This is a genomic window from Aeromonas sp. 600527, from assembly GCF_049175415.1.
GTDB lineage: Bacteria > Pseudomonadota > Gammaproteobacteria > Enterobacterales > Aeromonadaceae > Aeromonas > Aeromonas veronii_A.
This window is the reverse complement of record NZ_JAAKVA010000001.1, coordinates 565,044-580,924: the sequence shown is the minus strand read 5'-3', so window position 1 is coordinate 580,924 and position 15,881 is coordinate 565,044. Positions and strand designations below refer to the sequence as shown.

General features: G+C 60.3%; 13 protein-coding genes and 1 riboswitch. Of the genes, 7 read left to right on the top strand and 6 right to left on the bottom strand.

What is annotated here, in order from left to right; genetic code table 11:
* Window positions 1-56: 56 nt before the first annotated feature.
* From serC to aroG, 3 genes are all read left to right on the top strand, one after another.
* On the top strand, window positions 57-1,145 hold the full coding sequence (gene serC / locus G5154_RS02525; protein ID WP_120414429.1) for a 3-phosphoserine/phosphohydroxythreonine transaminase: 1,089 nt from the start codon (window positions 57-59) through the stop codon (window positions 1,143-1,145).
* A gap of 224 nt (window positions 1,146-1,369) precedes the next feature.
* Window positions 1,370-2,653, top strand: a complete 1,284-nt coding sequence (gene aroA / locus G5154_RS02520) for a 3-phosphoshikimate 1-carboxyvinyltransferase (protein ID WP_005351267.1) — start codon at window positions 1,370-1,372, stop codon at window positions 2,651-2,653.
* Window positions 2,654-2,873: 220 nt separating this feature from the next.
* Window positions 2,874-3,929, top strand: coding sequence for a 3-deoxy-7-phosphoheptulonate synthase AroG (aroG, locus tag G5154_RS02515; protein WP_005345047.1), 1,056 nt, complete (start codon window positions 2,874-2,876; stop codon window positions 3,927-3,929).
* Between the two features lie 92 nt (window positions 3,930-4,021).
* Here the strand turns inward: aroG and G5154_RS02510 are convergent, their stop codons facing one another.
* Entirely contained in the window at window positions 4,022-6,277 is a 2,256-nt protein-coding gene (locus G5154_RS02510; RefSeq protein ID WP_421250262.1) for an LTA synthase family protein, read from the bottom strand.
* Window positions 6,278-6,532: 255 nt separating this feature from the next.
* Here G5154_RS02510 and G5154_RS02505 point away from each other — a divergent pair, with 255 nt between their 5' ends.
* Window positions 6,533-7,618 carry a hypothetical protein gene (locus G5154_RS02505; protein ID WP_421250261.1) on the top strand — a complete coding sequence of 362 codons (1,086 nt, stop codon included), beginning with the start codon at window positions 6,533-6,535 and terminating at the stop codon, window positions 7,616-7,618.
* A gap of 82 nt (window positions 7,619-7,700) precedes the next feature.
* On the opposite strand, the gene lysC is transcribed toward G5154_RS02505, so the two are convergent.
* Both lysC and argA read right to left on the bottom strand, forming a co-directional pair.
* A complete protein-coding gene (gene lysC / locus G5154_RS02500; RefSeq protein WP_421250260.1) occupies window positions 7,701-9,053 on the bottom strand; it encodes a lysine-sensitive aspartokinase 3 in 1,353 nt (450 codons plus the stop codon).
* Window positions 9,054-9,143: 90 nt separating this feature from the next.
* Window positions 9,144-9,367, bottom strand: a riboswitch (Lysine riboswitch).
* 107 nt (window positions 9,368-9,474) lie between these two features.
* A complete protein-coding gene (argA, locus tag G5154_RS02495; protein ID WP_005345063.1) occupies window positions 9,475-10,803 on the bottom strand; it encodes an amino-acid N-acetyltransferase in 1,329 nt (442 codons plus the stop codon).
* A 270-nt stretch (window positions 10,804-11,073) separates the two neighbouring features.
* Between argA and msrA the strand changes: the two genes are divergently transcribed.
* A complete protein-coding gene (msrA, locus tag G5154_RS02490) occupies window positions 11,074-11,706 on the top strand; it encodes a peptide-methionine (S)-S-oxide reductase MsrA (RefSeq protein WP_005352745.1) in 633 nt (210 codons plus the stop codon).
* A 245-nt stretch (window positions 11,707-11,951) separates the two neighbouring features.
* Here msrA and G5154_RS02485 read toward each other — a convergent pair whose 3' ends face one another.
* From G5154_RS02485 to G5154_RS02475, 3 genes are read right to left on the bottom strand one after another with little or no spacing between them, the layout of a single operon-like run.
* Window positions 11,952-12,287, bottom strand: a complete 336-nt coding sequence (locus G5154_RS02485) for a DUF3802 family protein (protein WP_216978620.1) — start codon at window positions 12,285-12,287, stop codon at window positions 11,952-11,954.
* A 57-nt stretch (window positions 12,288-12,344) separates the two neighbouring features.
* Window positions 12,345-12,821, bottom strand: coding sequence for a GNAT family N-acetyltransferase (locus G5154_RS02480; RefSeq protein ID WP_216978621.1), 477 nt, complete (start codon window positions 12,819-12,821; stop codon window positions 12,345-12,347).
* Window positions 12,818-13,201 (bottom strand): MmcQ/YjbR family DNA-binding protein, encoded by a 384-nt coding sequence (locus tag G5154_RS02475; RefSeq protein ID WP_216978622.1) that lies wholly within the window; start codon window positions 13,199-13,201, stop codon window positions 12,818-12,820. The genes G5154_RS02480 and G5154_RS02475 overlap by 4 nt, the downstream gene beginning before the upstream one ends.
* Window positions 13,202-13,318: 117 nt before the next feature.
* Between G5154_RS02475 and G5154_RS02470 the strand changes: the two genes are divergently transcribed.
* Both G5154_RS02470 and G5154_RS02465 read left to right on the top strand, forming a co-directional pair.
* Window positions 13,319-14,110 (top strand): alpha/beta fold hydrolase, encoded by a 792-nt coding sequence (locus tag G5154_RS02470; RefSeq protein ID WP_216978623.1) that lies wholly within the window; start codon window positions 13,319-13,321, stop codon window positions 14,108-14,110.
* Between the two features lie 251 nt (window positions 14,111-14,361).
* Window positions 14,362-15,732 carry a leucine-rich repeat-containing protein kinase family protein gene (locus G5154_RS02465; RefSeq protein ID WP_421250259.1) on the top strand — a complete coding sequence of 457 codons (1,371 nt, stop codon included), beginning with the start codon at window positions 14,362-14,364 and terminating at the stop codon, window positions 15,730-15,732.
* Window positions 15,733-15,881 lie beyond the last annotated feature (149 nt).

Here is a 15,881-nt window from a genome sequence, read left to right as displayed (position 1 = left end):
TCTTGTGTAAAACCTGACAAGTCATCGATTACTCTCATCCACTCACGGAAAGCGTCATGAGCAAACAGATTTACAACTTCTGCGCCGGCCCCGCCATGCTGCCGGTTGAAGTCATGGAGCGCGCCCAGCGCGAATTTTGTAATTTTCAGGGGCTGGGAGCCTCGGTCATGGAGCTTTCCCATCGCGGCAAGCCCTACATGGCGGTTGCCGAGAAGGCCGAAGCGGATCTGCGCGAACTGCTGGCGGTGCCGGACAACTACAAGGTGCTCTTCATGCACGGTGGCGGCCGCGGTCAGTTCTCCGCCGTACCCATGAACCTGCTGGGCGGGGCCAACAAGAAAGCGGACTTCCTGCTGACCGGCGTCTGGTCCCAGAGCGCGGTGGATGAAGCCAAAAAGTATGGCGATATCCAGACCTTCCAGGGGGTTGCCAAGAACGAGCAGGGGATCTCCCACCTGCTGCCGACCCCGGCGTTTCGCGCCGATGCGGCCTATGTTCACTACTGCCCGAACGAAACCATCGACGGCATCGAGATGTTCGACATCCCGGCCACCGGCGAGGTGCCGCTGGTAGCAGACCTCTCCTCCACCATTCTCTCCCGTCCTCTCGACGTGAGCCGCTTTGGCATCATCTATGCCGGTGCCCAGAAAAATATCGGCCCGTCCGGGCTTGCCATCGCCATCGTGCGCGATGACCTGCTGGATCAGGCCAGAGCCGATGTCCCCTCGATTTTTGACTACAAGCTCACTGCCAAGAACGACTCCATGTTCAACACGCCGCCCACCTACGCCTGGTATCTGGCCGGTTTGGTGTTCGAGTGGCTGAAAGAACAGGGTGGCCTCGAGGCGATGGAAGCGCGCAACAAGGAGAAGGCCGACTTCCTCTATGACTATCTCGATCAGTCGAGCTTCTATGGCAATCAGGTGGATGTCAGCTGCCGTTCGCGGATGAACATCCCGTTCCAGCTGAAAAATGCCGAGCTGGACAAGCAGTTCCTGGCCGAATCGGAAGCGGCCGGCCTGCTGGCCCTCAAAGGACACCGCATCGTCGGTGGCATGCGCGCCAGCATCTACAACGCCATGCCGCTGGAGGGGGTGAAGGCCCTGGTTAGCTTTATGGATGGCTTTGCCAAGCGCAACGGCTGAGAAGAGAGCTCCACCTGTTTGCTGGCGGCCTCTCGTGACAACCCGTGAGCCGCTTACAGCTATTGCAGTGATTCAAGACGCCGGGTATACCCCGGCGTTTTTTTCAACAGAACCAGCGCGCTGGCGTTTGCCGTGCGATTTCCGCTGAAAGTGCCCTTGCCGAGCGGGACGCAGGCTGTTAACGTCCGGACAGGCGTTTATTTTTGAGATAGCACAGGAAGTCTATGAATTCGTTGCGTTTGGAACCCATTTCACGTGTGGCCGGTGAGGTCAATTTGCCCGGCTCCAAGAGTGTCTCTAACCGAGCGCTGCTGCTGGCGGCGCTGGCTCGTGGCACCACTCGTCTGACCAACCTGCTCGACAGCGATGACATTCGTCACATGCTGGCTGCGCTGACCCAGCTCGGGGTCAAGTACAAGCTCTCCGCAGACAAGACCGAGTGTACCGTGCAGGGTCTGGGCCGCAGCTTTGCGGTAAAAGAGCCGGTCAATCTGTTCCTCGGCAACGCCGGTACTGCCATGCGACCGCTGTGCGCCGCGCTATGCCTCGGTTCCGGTGAATATACCTTGGGTGGCGAGCCGCGTATGGAAGAGCGTCCCATCGGCCATCTGGTGGATGCCCTGCGTGAAGCGGGTGCCCATATCCAGTACCTGAAACACGATGGTTATCCGCCGCTGGTGGTGGACGCCAAGGGGCTGTGGGGCGGCGATGTGCACGTCGATGGCTCCGTCTCCAGCCAGTTTCTGACCGCGTTTTTGATGGCGGCGCCGATGGCGGCCGGTGATACCCGGATCCACATCAAGGGGGAGCTGGTCTCCAAGCCTTACATCGACATCACTCTGCACATCATGAAGCAGTTCGGGGTGGTCATCGAGCACGACAACTACAAGCTGTTCTACATCAAGGGCAACCAGACCTACATTAGTCCGGGTGACTTTCTGGTGGAAGGAGATGCCTCCAGCGCTTCTTACTTCCTCGCAGCGGGCGCCATCAAGGGCAAGGTGCGGGTCACCGGTATCGGCAAGCACAGCATTCAGGGTGATATCCACTTCGCCGACGTGCTGGAGAAGATGGGCGCGCGCATCACCTGGGGCGATGATTTTATCGAGGCGGAGCAGGCACCGCTGCACGGAGTGGATATGGACATGAACCATATTCCCGATGCGGCCATGACCATCGCCGTTGCCGCACTGTTTGCCGAGGGGCCGACCTCCATTCGCAATATCTACAACTGGCGGGTGAAAGAGACCGATCGTCTGCACGCCATGGCGACCGAGCTGCGCAAGCTGGGCGTTGAAGTGGAGGAGGGGCATGACTTCATCACCGTGACCCCGCCGACCCAGCTCAAACATGCCGAGATCGATACCTACAACGATCACCGTATCGCCATGTGCTTCTCGCTGGTGGCGCTGTCGGATACCCCGGTCACCATCAATGATCCCAAGTGCACCTCGAAGACCTTCCCTGATTACTTCGACAAGCTGGCCAGTATCAGCCAGCGTGGCTGATCACTGACAAACCCGTCATCACCGACGCTTCGGGCCCGCGCTGAGCGGGCCTTTTTGCCTTCCTCATCCGCACTTCCATTTCGCATAGCATCATTTCAATAACTTGCAAGTTTGATATATAAAATAGTTTTGTGATTGCTGTAATTTCCTATTTACACATGCCCTGTCGCGGGCTATGTTGAGATTTCCTAATCGCAGTCATCTAGCAGGAAGCCTTGTCATGCAGCATCAAACCGACGACGTTCGTATCAGTGAAATCAAAGAGTTATTACCCCCGGTTGCGGTGCTTGAGAAGTTTCCGGCTACCGAGGTGGCCTCGTCCACCGTTTTTGAATCCCGTCAGGCCATTCACAATATCTTGGCTGGCGAAGATGATCGTCTGCTGGTGGTGATTGGCCCATGCTCCATCCATGATCCGGTTGCCGCGCTGGAGTACGGCAAGCGCCTCAAGGCGCTGCGCGACGAGCTGAAAGGTCAGCTGGAGATCGTGATGCGGGTCTACTTCGAAAAACCGCGCACCACAGTGGGCTGGAAGGGGCTGATCAACGATCCGTACCTCGACAATAGCTGCAAGATCAACGACGGTCTGCGCATTGGTCGCAAGCTGTTGCTGGATCTCAACGACATGGGGCTGCCAACTGCCTCCGAGTTCCTCGACATGATCACCCCGCAATATGTGGCGGATCTGATGAGCTGGGGCGCGATCGGTGCCCGTACTACCGAATCCCAGGTACACCGCGAGCTGGCCTCCGGTCTCTCCTGCCCGGTGGGCTTCAAGAACGGCACTGATGGCACCATCAAGGTGGCCATCGATGCCATTGGCGCTGCCAGTGCGCCGCACCACTTCCTGTCGGTCACCAAATACGGTCACTCCGCCATCGTGGCGACCCGCGGCAACCCGGACTGTCACATCATTCTGCGTGGTGGTCGTGAGCCGAACTACAGTGCGGCCCATGTCAGCGAAGTTGTGAAGGGGCTGGAGAAGGCCGGTTTGCCGCAGAAGGTGATGATCGACTTCAGTCACGCCAACAGCAGCAAACAGTTCAAGAACCAGATGGTGGTGGCCGAAGATGTAGCCGGTCAGCTGCGTGCCGGCAGCAAGGCGGTGTTTGGTGTGATGGTGGAGAGCCATCTGGTGGAAGGGCGTCAGGATTTGGTCGAGGGCTGCGAGCTTACCTTCGGTCAGAGCATCACGGATGCCTGCATCGGTTGGGCCGATACAGAAGTGCTGCTGCGCAATCTGGCGGATGCCGTTGCAACCCGCAACGCCCGCTAAAGACGGGATTTTGCAGTCGCAGTGACAAAGAGAAAGTAATAACCAGAGGCCGCTATTGCGGCCTCATCTATTCGTGTTGCAGGGCTTAAGGCTCAGGGTTGGGCATCGGGCCGGAAGCTGGCGCGGATCTGCGGAACCAGGCTCGAGGGGTCGAACCCCTTCTCTTCTCCCAGCACCGGATGGAGCAGAGGCTTGTCCTCGATGGGGGTGATATCCCCCGCCAGCAGCTGGCGGGTGGCCTGACCCATCTGGTAGAGCTGGCGCACCGGAGCAAATTGTTCCTCGAGGATAAGAGGATCATCGCTGCGGGCAAAGGCCATCATGGGGATCTGGTAGGTGGCATCGCGCGCCGGTTTGTCGCCGTGAATACCCTTGCCGGCGGACATCAAAAACGGCTGGTGATCGCCAAAGGCCACCACCAGATAGCGCTTGCCCGACTGGTCGAGGGTCTTGAGCAGACGCTCAAGCGAGGCCATGGCATCCACCACCCCGGTGTAGTAGGTGTTGAGCAACTGGGTGTCGCTCTCGCTCTGGTTCGGGCAGGCGCCGCTGCGCTCCTGCCCCTGATAGCGGGGGCCATCGAAGGGGCCGTGCCCCTGCATGGTGACCGCATAGGCAAACAGCGGCTTATCATCCTGTTCGCTGCGCTTGAGCAGGTGGTCGATCAGCGCATCATCTGAGATATAGAGCCCCTTGTACTCAAGGGTGGTAAAACGGGTATCGAACCAACGCTCCTCATAGCCGAGCGCCGGGATTGCCTTGGCGCGGCCCCAGAATTTTTCTACGTAGGGGTGGGCGAACAGCGTCTTATAGCCGCTCTGTCTGGCGCTCTGGGCCAGCCCCGGCACCTGCTCCGAGAGGTAGTAGTAGGGCACCACCCCCTGCTTGAGCAAGCCCACCGGCAGGCCGGTATTCATCTCGAACTCCGCCAGCACCGTCATGCCGCCAGTGGTGGGGGAGTGGATGGTCTTTTGCCACTGCTGCACGCTGGCGGGCAGGGATAGGGTGGGGGCCGGGGCGCAGATACGCCCCTTCCAGTCGAGCCAGAGCGACTCATATTGCAGCACGATCACCAGATCCCAGCGCGGCGCAATGCCTTGGGGCGGATGGCTCAACTGCGGGGTCAGCTCGTTGATCTGCAAGGGGTAGCGAAACACGCTGCCGCTTTGCAGCATCTCGTCCACCAGATTGAACAGATAGAGGCCGGGGCCGGAGCGGATGATGTCCCTGTGGTAGTTGACTGCGCGATCCACGTAACGAATGTTGGCCCCCAGCAACTTGTTGCCGGTCTGGGTGGCAAAGACACAGAGGGCAAAGAAGGCGACGGTGGCGGCTGCGGTGCGCAGCACCCAGCGTGACAGGGCAAAGCGCCAGCAGAGAAACAGTGCCAGCAAAAGGGTGAAGATGGGTAGGATGGGGTGCTGATCGAGCAGGATCCGCAGCAGCGCCAGCAGGTTGCCAAAATCGTCCCCGCCGAGCGGCACGCCGTAGATGGCGATCTTCATAAAGTTGGCGAGCAGACCGATGCCAGACAGCGCGGTAAAGACCAGCCCCATATAGAGGTTGAAGCCCGCCAGCGCGCAGAGGCTCCAGCCCAGCACCATGCTGCCCCAGGCGAGATAGTAGTGCTCCGGCCGAAAGCCTGACCAGAGCAGAAACTCCCCCAGCTTGAACACCACGAAGCCGTGCAGCAGCACGAAGGTGAGGTTGCCGAGCAGCAGGCTGCCGATGATCCGCCAGCGCAGGCTGCGGCGCAGCTTTGGCAGCACCGTTTTGAGCACGGCGGCGCTCAGGGCCAGCACCAGGGTCAGGCTCACCACCAGATAGGTGAGGTTGAAGCCCTGCTCCGGCAGGGTTTGCAGGATCTGGCTGAAATTGCCGCTCTCGGGGCGATCTTTGAGCAGCAGACCGATGCGCAGCTGATAGCGGCTGGCCAGCGCATCGTCCGGGGCGCGCAGGGTGCTGTTGAGATCCAGAGTACAGCGGTTATTGCGGCACACCTGACGCTTATCCACCGCTTGACTGAGCTGGTCAATCCGCTCCCCCTTGTCGTTGAGCAGCTCCACCCGCACCTTGTCCCCCGCTTGCAGCGGCCCCCGCAACTGCCACTGGCTCCGTACCACCAGATAGAGGCCGCGGCTGTCGCTTTTATAGAGCAGGGCGTGGCGGGTGAGGGTAGCCAGCGGATTGTCGGCGGGGCCCAGCACCAGCGGTTGGGCACGGCCCAGCCAGCTACCGGGATTGATCAGCGGCAATAACAGGGTCAGCAGCAGCAATCCGCCCAGCAGGGCAAGCAGTAGAGAGGGCAGACTCAGGACGCGGGGGCGGCCTGAGGAGGGGCGATTCATATAAGCTCATCCTTTGAGCGAGTGAGGGAGAGATCGTTCATCCGCATAGAGTTTGACCCGATGGTGCGGGCCTTGTTTCAGCTTGTCAATTTAATGACCACTTAATGAATATTTGGTTACAGCTCAACCTTGCAAATTGTGATCCCGATCGAGGGGCTGTTCGGAATATGTGATGAAAGCGTCATCATGGGGTTTTGCCACTGGCTTGGGAGGGAGCTGCTGTTTAGTCTCTCGATAGCGACTGGAGGTACATGTATGAATCCCAAAGTGATGGCACGTCAGGCCAGATTGCTGCGCATGCTGGAGAGCAAGGAAGAGATCCGGATCGGACGCGAGCGCGACTGCCCGCTGCCGCTGGCCCAACTGGTCAAGCTGAAGGATAGCCATCCGGCTGTGGTCAAGGTCTATCGCCACGGTCTCACCGCCGAGGTGTTTCACCTCAAGGTGGAGGGGCATCACTGGTGCCTCAAGCGGCGCCGTCAGGATTCGCTGGTGGCCAACCGCGATGGCAAGACTGCCTTTCTGACCGAGCTGGAGCGGCGGCGTGAAATCGAGGCGCTGCGCGAGCTGCATCCTACTGTCCTCTCCCACGTGGTCTGCACCAGCTTCGGCTCGGCGCGGGCCGGTGTGCTGGTCTCCCCCTGGTTGCGGGGTGTGCCGGTCCATCAGCTCAACGAACGCAATCTGGCTCAAATGCTGGAGGTGCAGGGGGAGCTGGCCCGCTGGGGCTGGTTTGACTGGGACCCGAGCCCGGGCAACCTGCTCGATGACGGCGAGCAGATCTGCGTGTTCGACTTTGGCTATATGTGGACCTTCGATCCCCGCTTTGAATACAACTCCAACGGTCTGGTCGACCCGCAGTTCCATGTACCGGAGCGGTTGGAGACCCGTACCCTCTCGGGGCTTTGGCTCGATGAAGCCGATCCTCTGCCGCAATTTCGCTACTGGCGCGAGCTTTGCCTGAAATGGGTGAAACGGGAGATCCACCACCTGATCCGCGAAGGGGCCAGCGCGCCCGTGCTGGCCCGCCTGCACGCCCTGCAAGGGGAGTGGAGCGCCGCGCTGGCGAGCGACGAGGCGCTGGTCGCCAACTGGTGGCGGGACATGTATCGCAGCCACCGGCTCGATGTGGCCGATGATCTGAGCGGCCAGAGCTGCGGCCCGCTCACCCTGCGTCGCCTCGACTGGTTGATGCAGGCGGTGACGGATCACTATCCGCTGCTGGTGGATAATCTCTCGACTCAGGAGACGGAGCTGGGCCTGACCGGGCTGCTGGCCCGCTTGCAGCAGCTGCGCCGGGAAGCAGTGGCCTGCCAGTTGCCTGCTACCAGCCTTGCCTGAGCCAACACATCCGCGGAATACAAATGAACAGGGCGCCTTGCTGGCGCCCTGTTGCATGGCCAGAATTTCCTCGCGGTGAGGGTCAGTCCAGCAACTCCTGATGGAGGCGGTTGACGATATTGCCCGCCTCGCTCTCCTTGACCAGGAAGCAGAGGTTGTGGGCGCTGGCGCCGTAGCAGATCATCCGGATGTTGTGCTCGCGCAGGGCGTCAAAGACCTGACTGCCCACCCCGTTCACTTCGCTCATCCGGTTGCCGATCAGCGCCACCAGTGCCAGACCGGTTTCCACCTCCACCTTGCAGAGCTGCCCCAGCTCGGCCAGTACCTTGTCGCTCAGGATCGGTTCGCCGTTACTCTGGCTGCCGGTGTGATCCAGTGTCAGCGACACGCTCACCTCCGACGTGGTGATGAGATCGACCGAGATACGGTGACGGGCAAGAATGCCGAACACTTCGGCCAGAAAGCCGTAGGCGTGGAACATGTTGAGGCTGTGCAGGGTCACCAGCACCTGCTGGCGGCGCAGGGCTACGGCGCGAAACAGCGGGTTTGAATCTGTGCTGGCGCGGATCCAGGTACCACCGGCGGCAGGATCCTTGGCGGAGCCGACAAACACCGGAATATTCTGGCGCACCGCCGGTTGCAGGGTGGCGGGGTGCAGCACTTTGGCGCCGAAGGTGGCCATCTCGGCCGCTTCGACAAAGCTGATTTCGGGGATCGGGCGGGCGCGGGTGACGAGGCGTGGATCCGTGGTGTAGATGCCGGGCACATCGGTCCAAATCTCGATACTGGCGGCATCGAGCGCTTCGGCGAGCAGGGCTGCGCTGTAGTCAGAGCCGCCGCGACCGAGCGTGGTGGTGCGCCCATCGCCATCGGCGCCGATAAAGCCCTGAGTGATGATGAGGCTGTCGCCAAGCTGCGGGCCCAGCGTCTGCTGGCAGAGGGTTCGGGTGGTGGCCAGATCGACGGTGGCCTTGCCAAAACGGCTGTCGGTGCGCATCAGCTGGCGCACATCCTGCCAGTGGGCCTTGACGCCGCGCTGGCGCAGCAGTTCGGTAAAGAGACGGGTAGACATCAGCTCGCCACAGGCGATGAGGCGATCAGCCAGTTCGGCATCGGTCTGCTGGCTGGCCTGCTGCGACATGGTGCGGATCTCGCCGAGTTGATCGTGGATCAGCGCCGTCACTTCGGCGGGGTGGCCAAGGTCGGCCAGAATTGCCTGTTGAATGTCGGACAGCTTGGCCAGCTGCTCGTCGCGGCCCGCTTCGTCCAGCTCACCTTGTGCCAGAGCGACCAGCAGGTTGGTGACACCGGCGCTGGCGCTCAGTACCACCACCCGCGTGGCGGGATTGGCCAGCACGATATCGGCGCAGTGATTCATGGCCGGGAAGTTGGCGACACTGGTTCCGCCAAACTTGGCGACATTGATCGGGCTCATTGCTTACTCCTGTCTTATTTTAAGATTCCGGTTCCATCGGGCAAAAAAGAGAGGAGGAGGCTGAAAATGGCAGGAATGAACGAAGCTATCCCGGCCAGAAGCACTCCACCTGCAGAGCCCATCCCGTACCGCCCCTGACAGGGCGCGGTGGGGGATGATCACTACCGATGACAACCCGGGGGATTCAGCCCCCGCAGCCGACGTTGAGGTTACCAGTCTCCTCACTCGTCTCGGCGCTGCTCCCCCTGACCCAAGTTCACCGGACGCTGGCGTCCTCCCTTGGGCTGCCTGGGCAGCGCTCCTCTTCTGGCTCCACCAGGGTGGTGGAGTGCATTTAGAAATACCCTGCGTTGGATTGCACTGTCAATCGAGTTTGTGAAAAAGTTCAAATTGTCAGCTAACTCAACGCAGGATCAATGACTTAGGCAATGGTCTTTGACAAAACCTTGGAACGGCGCTGCCAGTTGTAGAGACGCTGGCGCGCCACCGGCAGATCTTCCACTTCCAGCGGATCAAAGCCCCGCTCCCGGAACCAGTGGATGGAGCGGGTGGTAAGCACGAACAGGCGGCGGATGCCGAGCCGCTTGGCCCGCTCGGCCACCTTGGCCACTAACTGATCCCCCCGGTTGGAGTTGCGGTAGTCGGGGTGTATGGCGACGCAGGCCATCTCCGCCATCGCCTCTTCCATAAAGCAGTAGAGGGCCGCGCAGCCGATGATGAGGCCATCGCGCTCAATGATGGTGAACTTGTCGATCTCCATCTCCAGCTGCTCGCGGGAGCGGCGCACCAGAATCCCTTCCTCCTCCAGCGGGCGGATCAGATCCAGAATGCCGCCGATATCCTCGATGGTGGCGGCGCGGGCCTGTTCGGCGCTTTCCCGAACTATCTGGGTGCCGAGGCCGTCACGGCTGAACAGCTCCTGCAGCATGGCGCCATCATCCTGATAGCTCACCAGATGGGAGCGGGGCACCCCGCCGCGGCAGGAGGCAATGGCCGCGCGCAGATAGCGTGCTGTGCCGGACATCTCTTCCCCTGCCTGCTCCAGCTCCACCAGCAGCTCTTCGGCCTGCTCGGGGAAGAGCTCGGAGATGGCTTCGCCGCGCCTGTCCATCACCCCCTGGGTGCTGCTAAAGCAGATGAGCTTGTCTGCCTTGAGATCGACCGCCACCCGGCGGGCCACCTCTTCGGAGCTCAGGTTAAAGCTCTCGCCGGTGACCGAGCAGCCGATGGGGGAGATGAGCACCAGACTCTTCTGATCGAGCTGGCGGGTGATCCCCTCCACGTCGATGCGGCGCACCCGGCCGCTGTGGCAAAAGTCGATGCCATCATCCACCCCCAGTGGCTGGGCAGTGACGAAGTTGCCGCTCACCACACTGATCCGCGCCCCCTGCATGGGGGTGTTCGCGAGCCCCATGGAGAGCTGGGCGGTGATGTCATATTGCAGGCCGCCACACACCTGTTTGATGATGGTGAAACTCTCGTCATCGGTGACCCGGATCCGCTTGTGATACTGGGCCTCGATACCGGCGCGGGCCAGCGCCTCATCGTTTTGCGGACGTGAACCAAACACCAGCACCAGGCGTATGCCCAGTGTCTGCAGCAGGGCGATATCGCTGACGATATTGGCGAAGTTGGGGTGGCAGATGGCTTCTCCCCCCATCATCAGCACAAAGGTGGCACCCCGATGCACATTGACATAGGGGGTGGATTGCCGGAAGGCATTGACCAGACTGGGTTCGCGTTCACGCACTTGATATTTCTTCCATAAAAAAACAGCGATTGGCTCAATATATGAAAATTAATTCACAAATCAAGACTAAATATTGATTTTGGCCGTTTCTGGTCTCTACGAGGGGCGGCTTGGCCGTGCAGATCGGGAAAGGATGGTTGGAAGCGCAGATGGCTGTTGGGGCGAGCGGGGAGGGGCCCGCCGGTTGATCCAGCGCGATAAACTGCTATCTTCGATGCTCCTTTTCGTCAGCTGTGTGATTTCACAGGGTTTTATACAAGGACAGAATTCATGGAACAGATTATTTCACCGGCAGATGCCCTGCCGGGACGACGCGAAGCGATGGTGATTGGTCAGCAGCATGCGGTGAATGGCAACCCGACCCAGGGTCCCTGGCCCGAGAACATGGAGATCGCCTGGTTTGGTATGGGCTGTTTCTGGGGCGTGGAGCGCCTGTTCTGGCAGCAGCCGGGCGTCTATTCCACCGCGGCCGGTTATCAGGGCGGTGTGACCCAGAACCCCACCTACAAAGAGGTGTGCAGCGGCCTGACCGGTCATGCCGAGACGGTGCAGGTGGTGTTTGATCCGGCGGTGATCAGCTACGGCGATCTGCTCAGACTGTTCTGGGAGCAGCACGATCCGGCGCAGGGGATGCGTCAGGGCGGGGACATTGGTACCCAGTATCGCTCGGTGATCTTCTATGGCGATGAGAGCCAGCAGATCATTGCCCAGCAGAGCATGGCGGCCTATCAGCAGGCGATGGCGGCAAGCGGCGACAGTCGTGCCATTACCACCCGCATTCTGCCGCTGGCGCCCTTCTACTACGCCGAGGATTACCATCAGCAATATCTGGAGAAAAATCCGGATGGCTACTGCGGATTGGGTGGCATTGGAGTCTGTTTGCCGCCAAGCCTGAACCGCTGAACAGGTTTGTAGTCGATTTCTTAATAAAAGTGAAAATAAATGGTCGGAGGAGGGAACTTATTGCGACCAGTCGGGACTAACTAGGTAGCGTCCAGGGATCGGATGCAAAGTCCAGACACATTTCTTGCCTTGATAACCGCCTGATGAATGAACGCACTGGCGGGTTGAAAATGATAGCAAGCAGGGCTGCCCACCAAGGCGGCCCTTTTCATATCTGCTTGTTTTCGCTCGGGAGGGGCGATCGGTCAGGCGATCGCGCTGTCGAACAGGTTCTTGATGAGATCGATAAATTCGATGAGGAAGGTTTTTTGTTCCGGGGTCGGGGCGCGCAGCCAGACAGCAGAGAGCACCTCTTCCAGATCGGCGACCACGGCGTCGGCCTCCTGCATGATGGCGAAACGCACCTTGGGATCGAGCTGGGGGTTTTGTTCGCAAATGGCCATCAGGTTGCTGGCAACACGGCCACTGACCAGGTCTTCGATGGTCTCTTCACCATCGCTCTGCTGTTGGGATTCAAACAATCCCAAACTCTCCACCAGATACTCGATCAGCGAGATATAGCCTTCACTTTCTACCACCATGGTTGCTGCCTCAATACAGTAACAATACGAAAATTGAGCGTATTTTAGTGGCTTGCTCTAGCTTGGCAAGCTGCAGTGCAGGCGATGGCGAGTAAAACTGACTCCGCCCCGCTCCACGCACTCCAGCCCGGTCAACGTAAAGCCATGTCGTAAAAATAGCTCATAACTGAAGGCGCTGGCCTCGGTGGTGATGAGCGTCAGACCGAGCCCTCTGGCTCCCGCGAGCGCCGTGGTGAGTAACAGATTGCCCAGTCCCTGGCGCTGATGGTCGGCGCTCACATAGAGCAGACTGAGGTGGCCATCGGAGCTCAGAGTGACAAAACCGAGGGGCACATTTGCCTGCTCTGCCACCCAGCCGTGGTGTTCACGCAGCTGGCCGACAAAGCCCGGATGCTGTGAACCGAGGGCCCACTGCTCCACCTGTTCTGCGCTGTAGTGCTCGGGGCCGCTGTGTCGCACCGCCTGTTCAAACAGGGTCACGAGGGCGGGGATATGTGTCTCGTCAAGGGGGATAATACGCAGTGCTGGCGTCATAAGGTTGGGTCGTCAGTGGGGGAGAGGGTGCGCGGCGCCTGTGGCCGTTTGGCTTTGGGCAAACCCGCGACAACCCGCTCATAGGAGTGGAGCACCCAGCCTTGCCAGAGATCATCCGGCAAGGTGCTGTTCAGGGTCACTGTGTTCCAGTGTTGTTTGTTCATATGCCAGCCCGGTTTGACCTCGGGGTGGATCTCGCGCAGCAGCAACGCTAGCTCGGGCTCGCACTTGAGGTTGATGGTAAGCGGCTCGGCCTGCCAATCCACCAGCGCGAACATCTTGCCCGCGATGCGGTAGACCAGGATCTCCGGGCCAAACGGTGTATCTTCGGTGGTGCCCGGCAGGGAGAGCAGAAAGTGGCGCAAACGGGTCAAATCCATGGTGGGTTCTCGCGCAAGGGGTGATCCGGGTCATGTCAGGCGCATATCTATCGGCGGGCCTGTTCTGTTAATATGCGCCAGCCGAGTATACCCCCCATCACCAAGGGAGCCTATTGGATGTTGTATCACAAGACTTTCGAACTAGGTCCCGAGCGGGATTGGGTGGTGTTTGTCCACGGCGCCGGTGGCAGCTCCTCCATCTGGTTCAAGCAGCTGCGCGCCTATCGCGAGCACTTCAATGTGCTGCTGCTGGACTTGCGCGGCCACGGCCAGTCCCACCAGCTGCAACAGGTGGTCAAGGGCCACTACAGCTTTCGGGAAGTGACCGAAGATATCGTTCGGCTGCTCGATCATCTCGATATCCGCCGCGCCCACTTTGTCGGCATCTCCCTTGGTACCATCCTGATTCGCCATCTGGCCGAGCTCTGCCCGGAGCGGGTCAAGAGCATGGTACTGGGGGGCGCCATCCTGCGGCTCGATATCCGATCGCGGGTGCTGGTGCAGCTGGGCCGACTCGGCCAGCACTTCCTGCCCTATATGTGGCTCTACCGGCTGTTTGCCTTCATCATCATGCCGCGCCAGCACCATCAGGAGTCGCGCAACCTCTTTGTGCGCGAGGCCCGCAAGCTCTGCCAGAAAGAGTTCAAGCGCTGGTTCCGCCTCGCCACCGAGGTCAACCCGCTGATGCGCTATTTTCGCGAACGCTCCCTGCCCATTCCCACCCTCTATGTGATGGGGGAGGAGGATCATATGTTTCTGGCACCGGTGCGCGAACAGGTGGCCATCGATGCCAGCTCCTCGTTGGCGGTGATCCAGCGGTGCGGCCATGTCTGCAATGTGGAGCAGCCGGAACAGTTTAATCGTCGTACGCTGGCATTTATTCAATCGCTGGGGTGCGGACGGAAATAAGGATTCGTTACGCTGTGCATTCAGGTCATGCTACAGCGGCATTGCAAGCAGGCCGTGAGCAAAGCGCTGCCAACGTGCAATAGATGTCGCTGTCTTGGCGATCGTATAAGCCGCATACTTTCAAGCTACAAGGGGTGATCTGCCCCTCTGATTCTTTATAATGCCCCCCTTTAAAATCGCCGGACCCGGGTTCGGCGCGCGCTGATGGCTGGCTACGTCATCAGGCAGATCATCAGGATTGAGAAACGGTTATGCATACTCTGGAACAGCTGCGCGCAGGTGAACTGTGCGGTGCCCGCCATCTGAAGCTTTGTGAAAACCTGACGGAGTTCCCCACCGAGATTTTGAGCCTGAAAGAGACGCTGGAGGTGCTGGATCTCACCGGCAACCAGCTAAGCGCGCTCCCCGACGAGCTGGCCGGGTTTGGCAAACTGCGCATCATCTTCTGCTCCGAGAACCGCTTTACCGAGCTGCCCGAGGTGCTGGGGCGTTGCCCGGCGCTCACCATGGTGGGCTTTAAGGCCAACCGGATTGCCACCGTCTCGGCCAGGGCGCTGCCCGCCGGTTTGCGCTGGCTGATCCTGACCGATAACGCAATTGAAAGGCTGCCCGATGAGCTGGGCCAGTGCGACGCCCTGCAAAAGTTGATGCTGGCGGGCAACCGCCTGCGCGAGCTGCCGACGAGCCTTGCCAACTGCCGCAATCTGGAACTGCTTCGCATCGCCGCCAACCGCATCGAACGCTTCCCCGAGTGGCTGCTCTCGCTGCCGCGCCTTTCATGGCTTGCCTACTCCGGCAACCCCTTTAGCGAAGGGGAGGAGGCGCGGGCCATCGATGATGCCCATGTCACGCCGATTGCCTGGGAGACGCTGGCGCTGGGCGATCTGCTGGGGCAGGGAGCATCCGGCGTTATCCATCGCGCCACCCTTGTGGGTAATAGTGCTGATGAAGTGACTCAGGCGAGCGGCAGAGCCGATGCCAGTCAGGTGGCGGTCAAGCTGTTCAAGGGGGCGGTGACCAGCGATGGACTGCCCCGCTGCGAGATGGCGGCATCGCTGGCGGCGGGCACTCATTCCAACCTTATCAAGGTGATAGGCAAGGTGGCGGATCACCCCTCCGGCATTCCGGCGCTGGTGATGGAGCTGATCGACCCGGCCTTTGCCAATCTGGCCGGGCCGCCGAGCCTGGACTCCTGCACCCGGGATATCTATCCCGAGGGGCTGCATCTGAGTGTGCCGGATGCGCTGGCGATGGCCCACGGCATTGCCTCGGTGACTGGCCATCTGCACCGCGCGGGCATCATGCACGGGGACCTCTACGGTCACAATATTCTTTTTGCCCGTGGTTCTGACGCACCGGCTCGCGCCCTGCTGGGGGATTTCGGTGCCGCCTCTTTGTATGAGCGCAGCAACCGCGAGCGGGCCGTGGGCCTTGAGCGACTGGAAGTGCGCGCCTTTGGTTGTCTGCTGGAGGAGCTGTTGGCCCATTGCGATATGCAAGACTCACTGTTCGATGGGTTGCATCAACTCAAAGCGGCCTGCCTCTCGGAACTCCCCGCCGAACGCCCCGATTTTGCTTATATAGAGCGCCAGCTGGCGGCCGCTCGCGCCACGCTGTCGTGATCTTTCTGGCGTTGGCGAGCACGTTTGGCCTGCCAACGTCATTCCCTTTATTCATTCATCGCCATACACCCATGACGTTTTTGCATGGGTTGGTATACCTCTGTCCGTCATAAACGTACCCAATAGCGCCGATTGCGACAGCGAGGCGC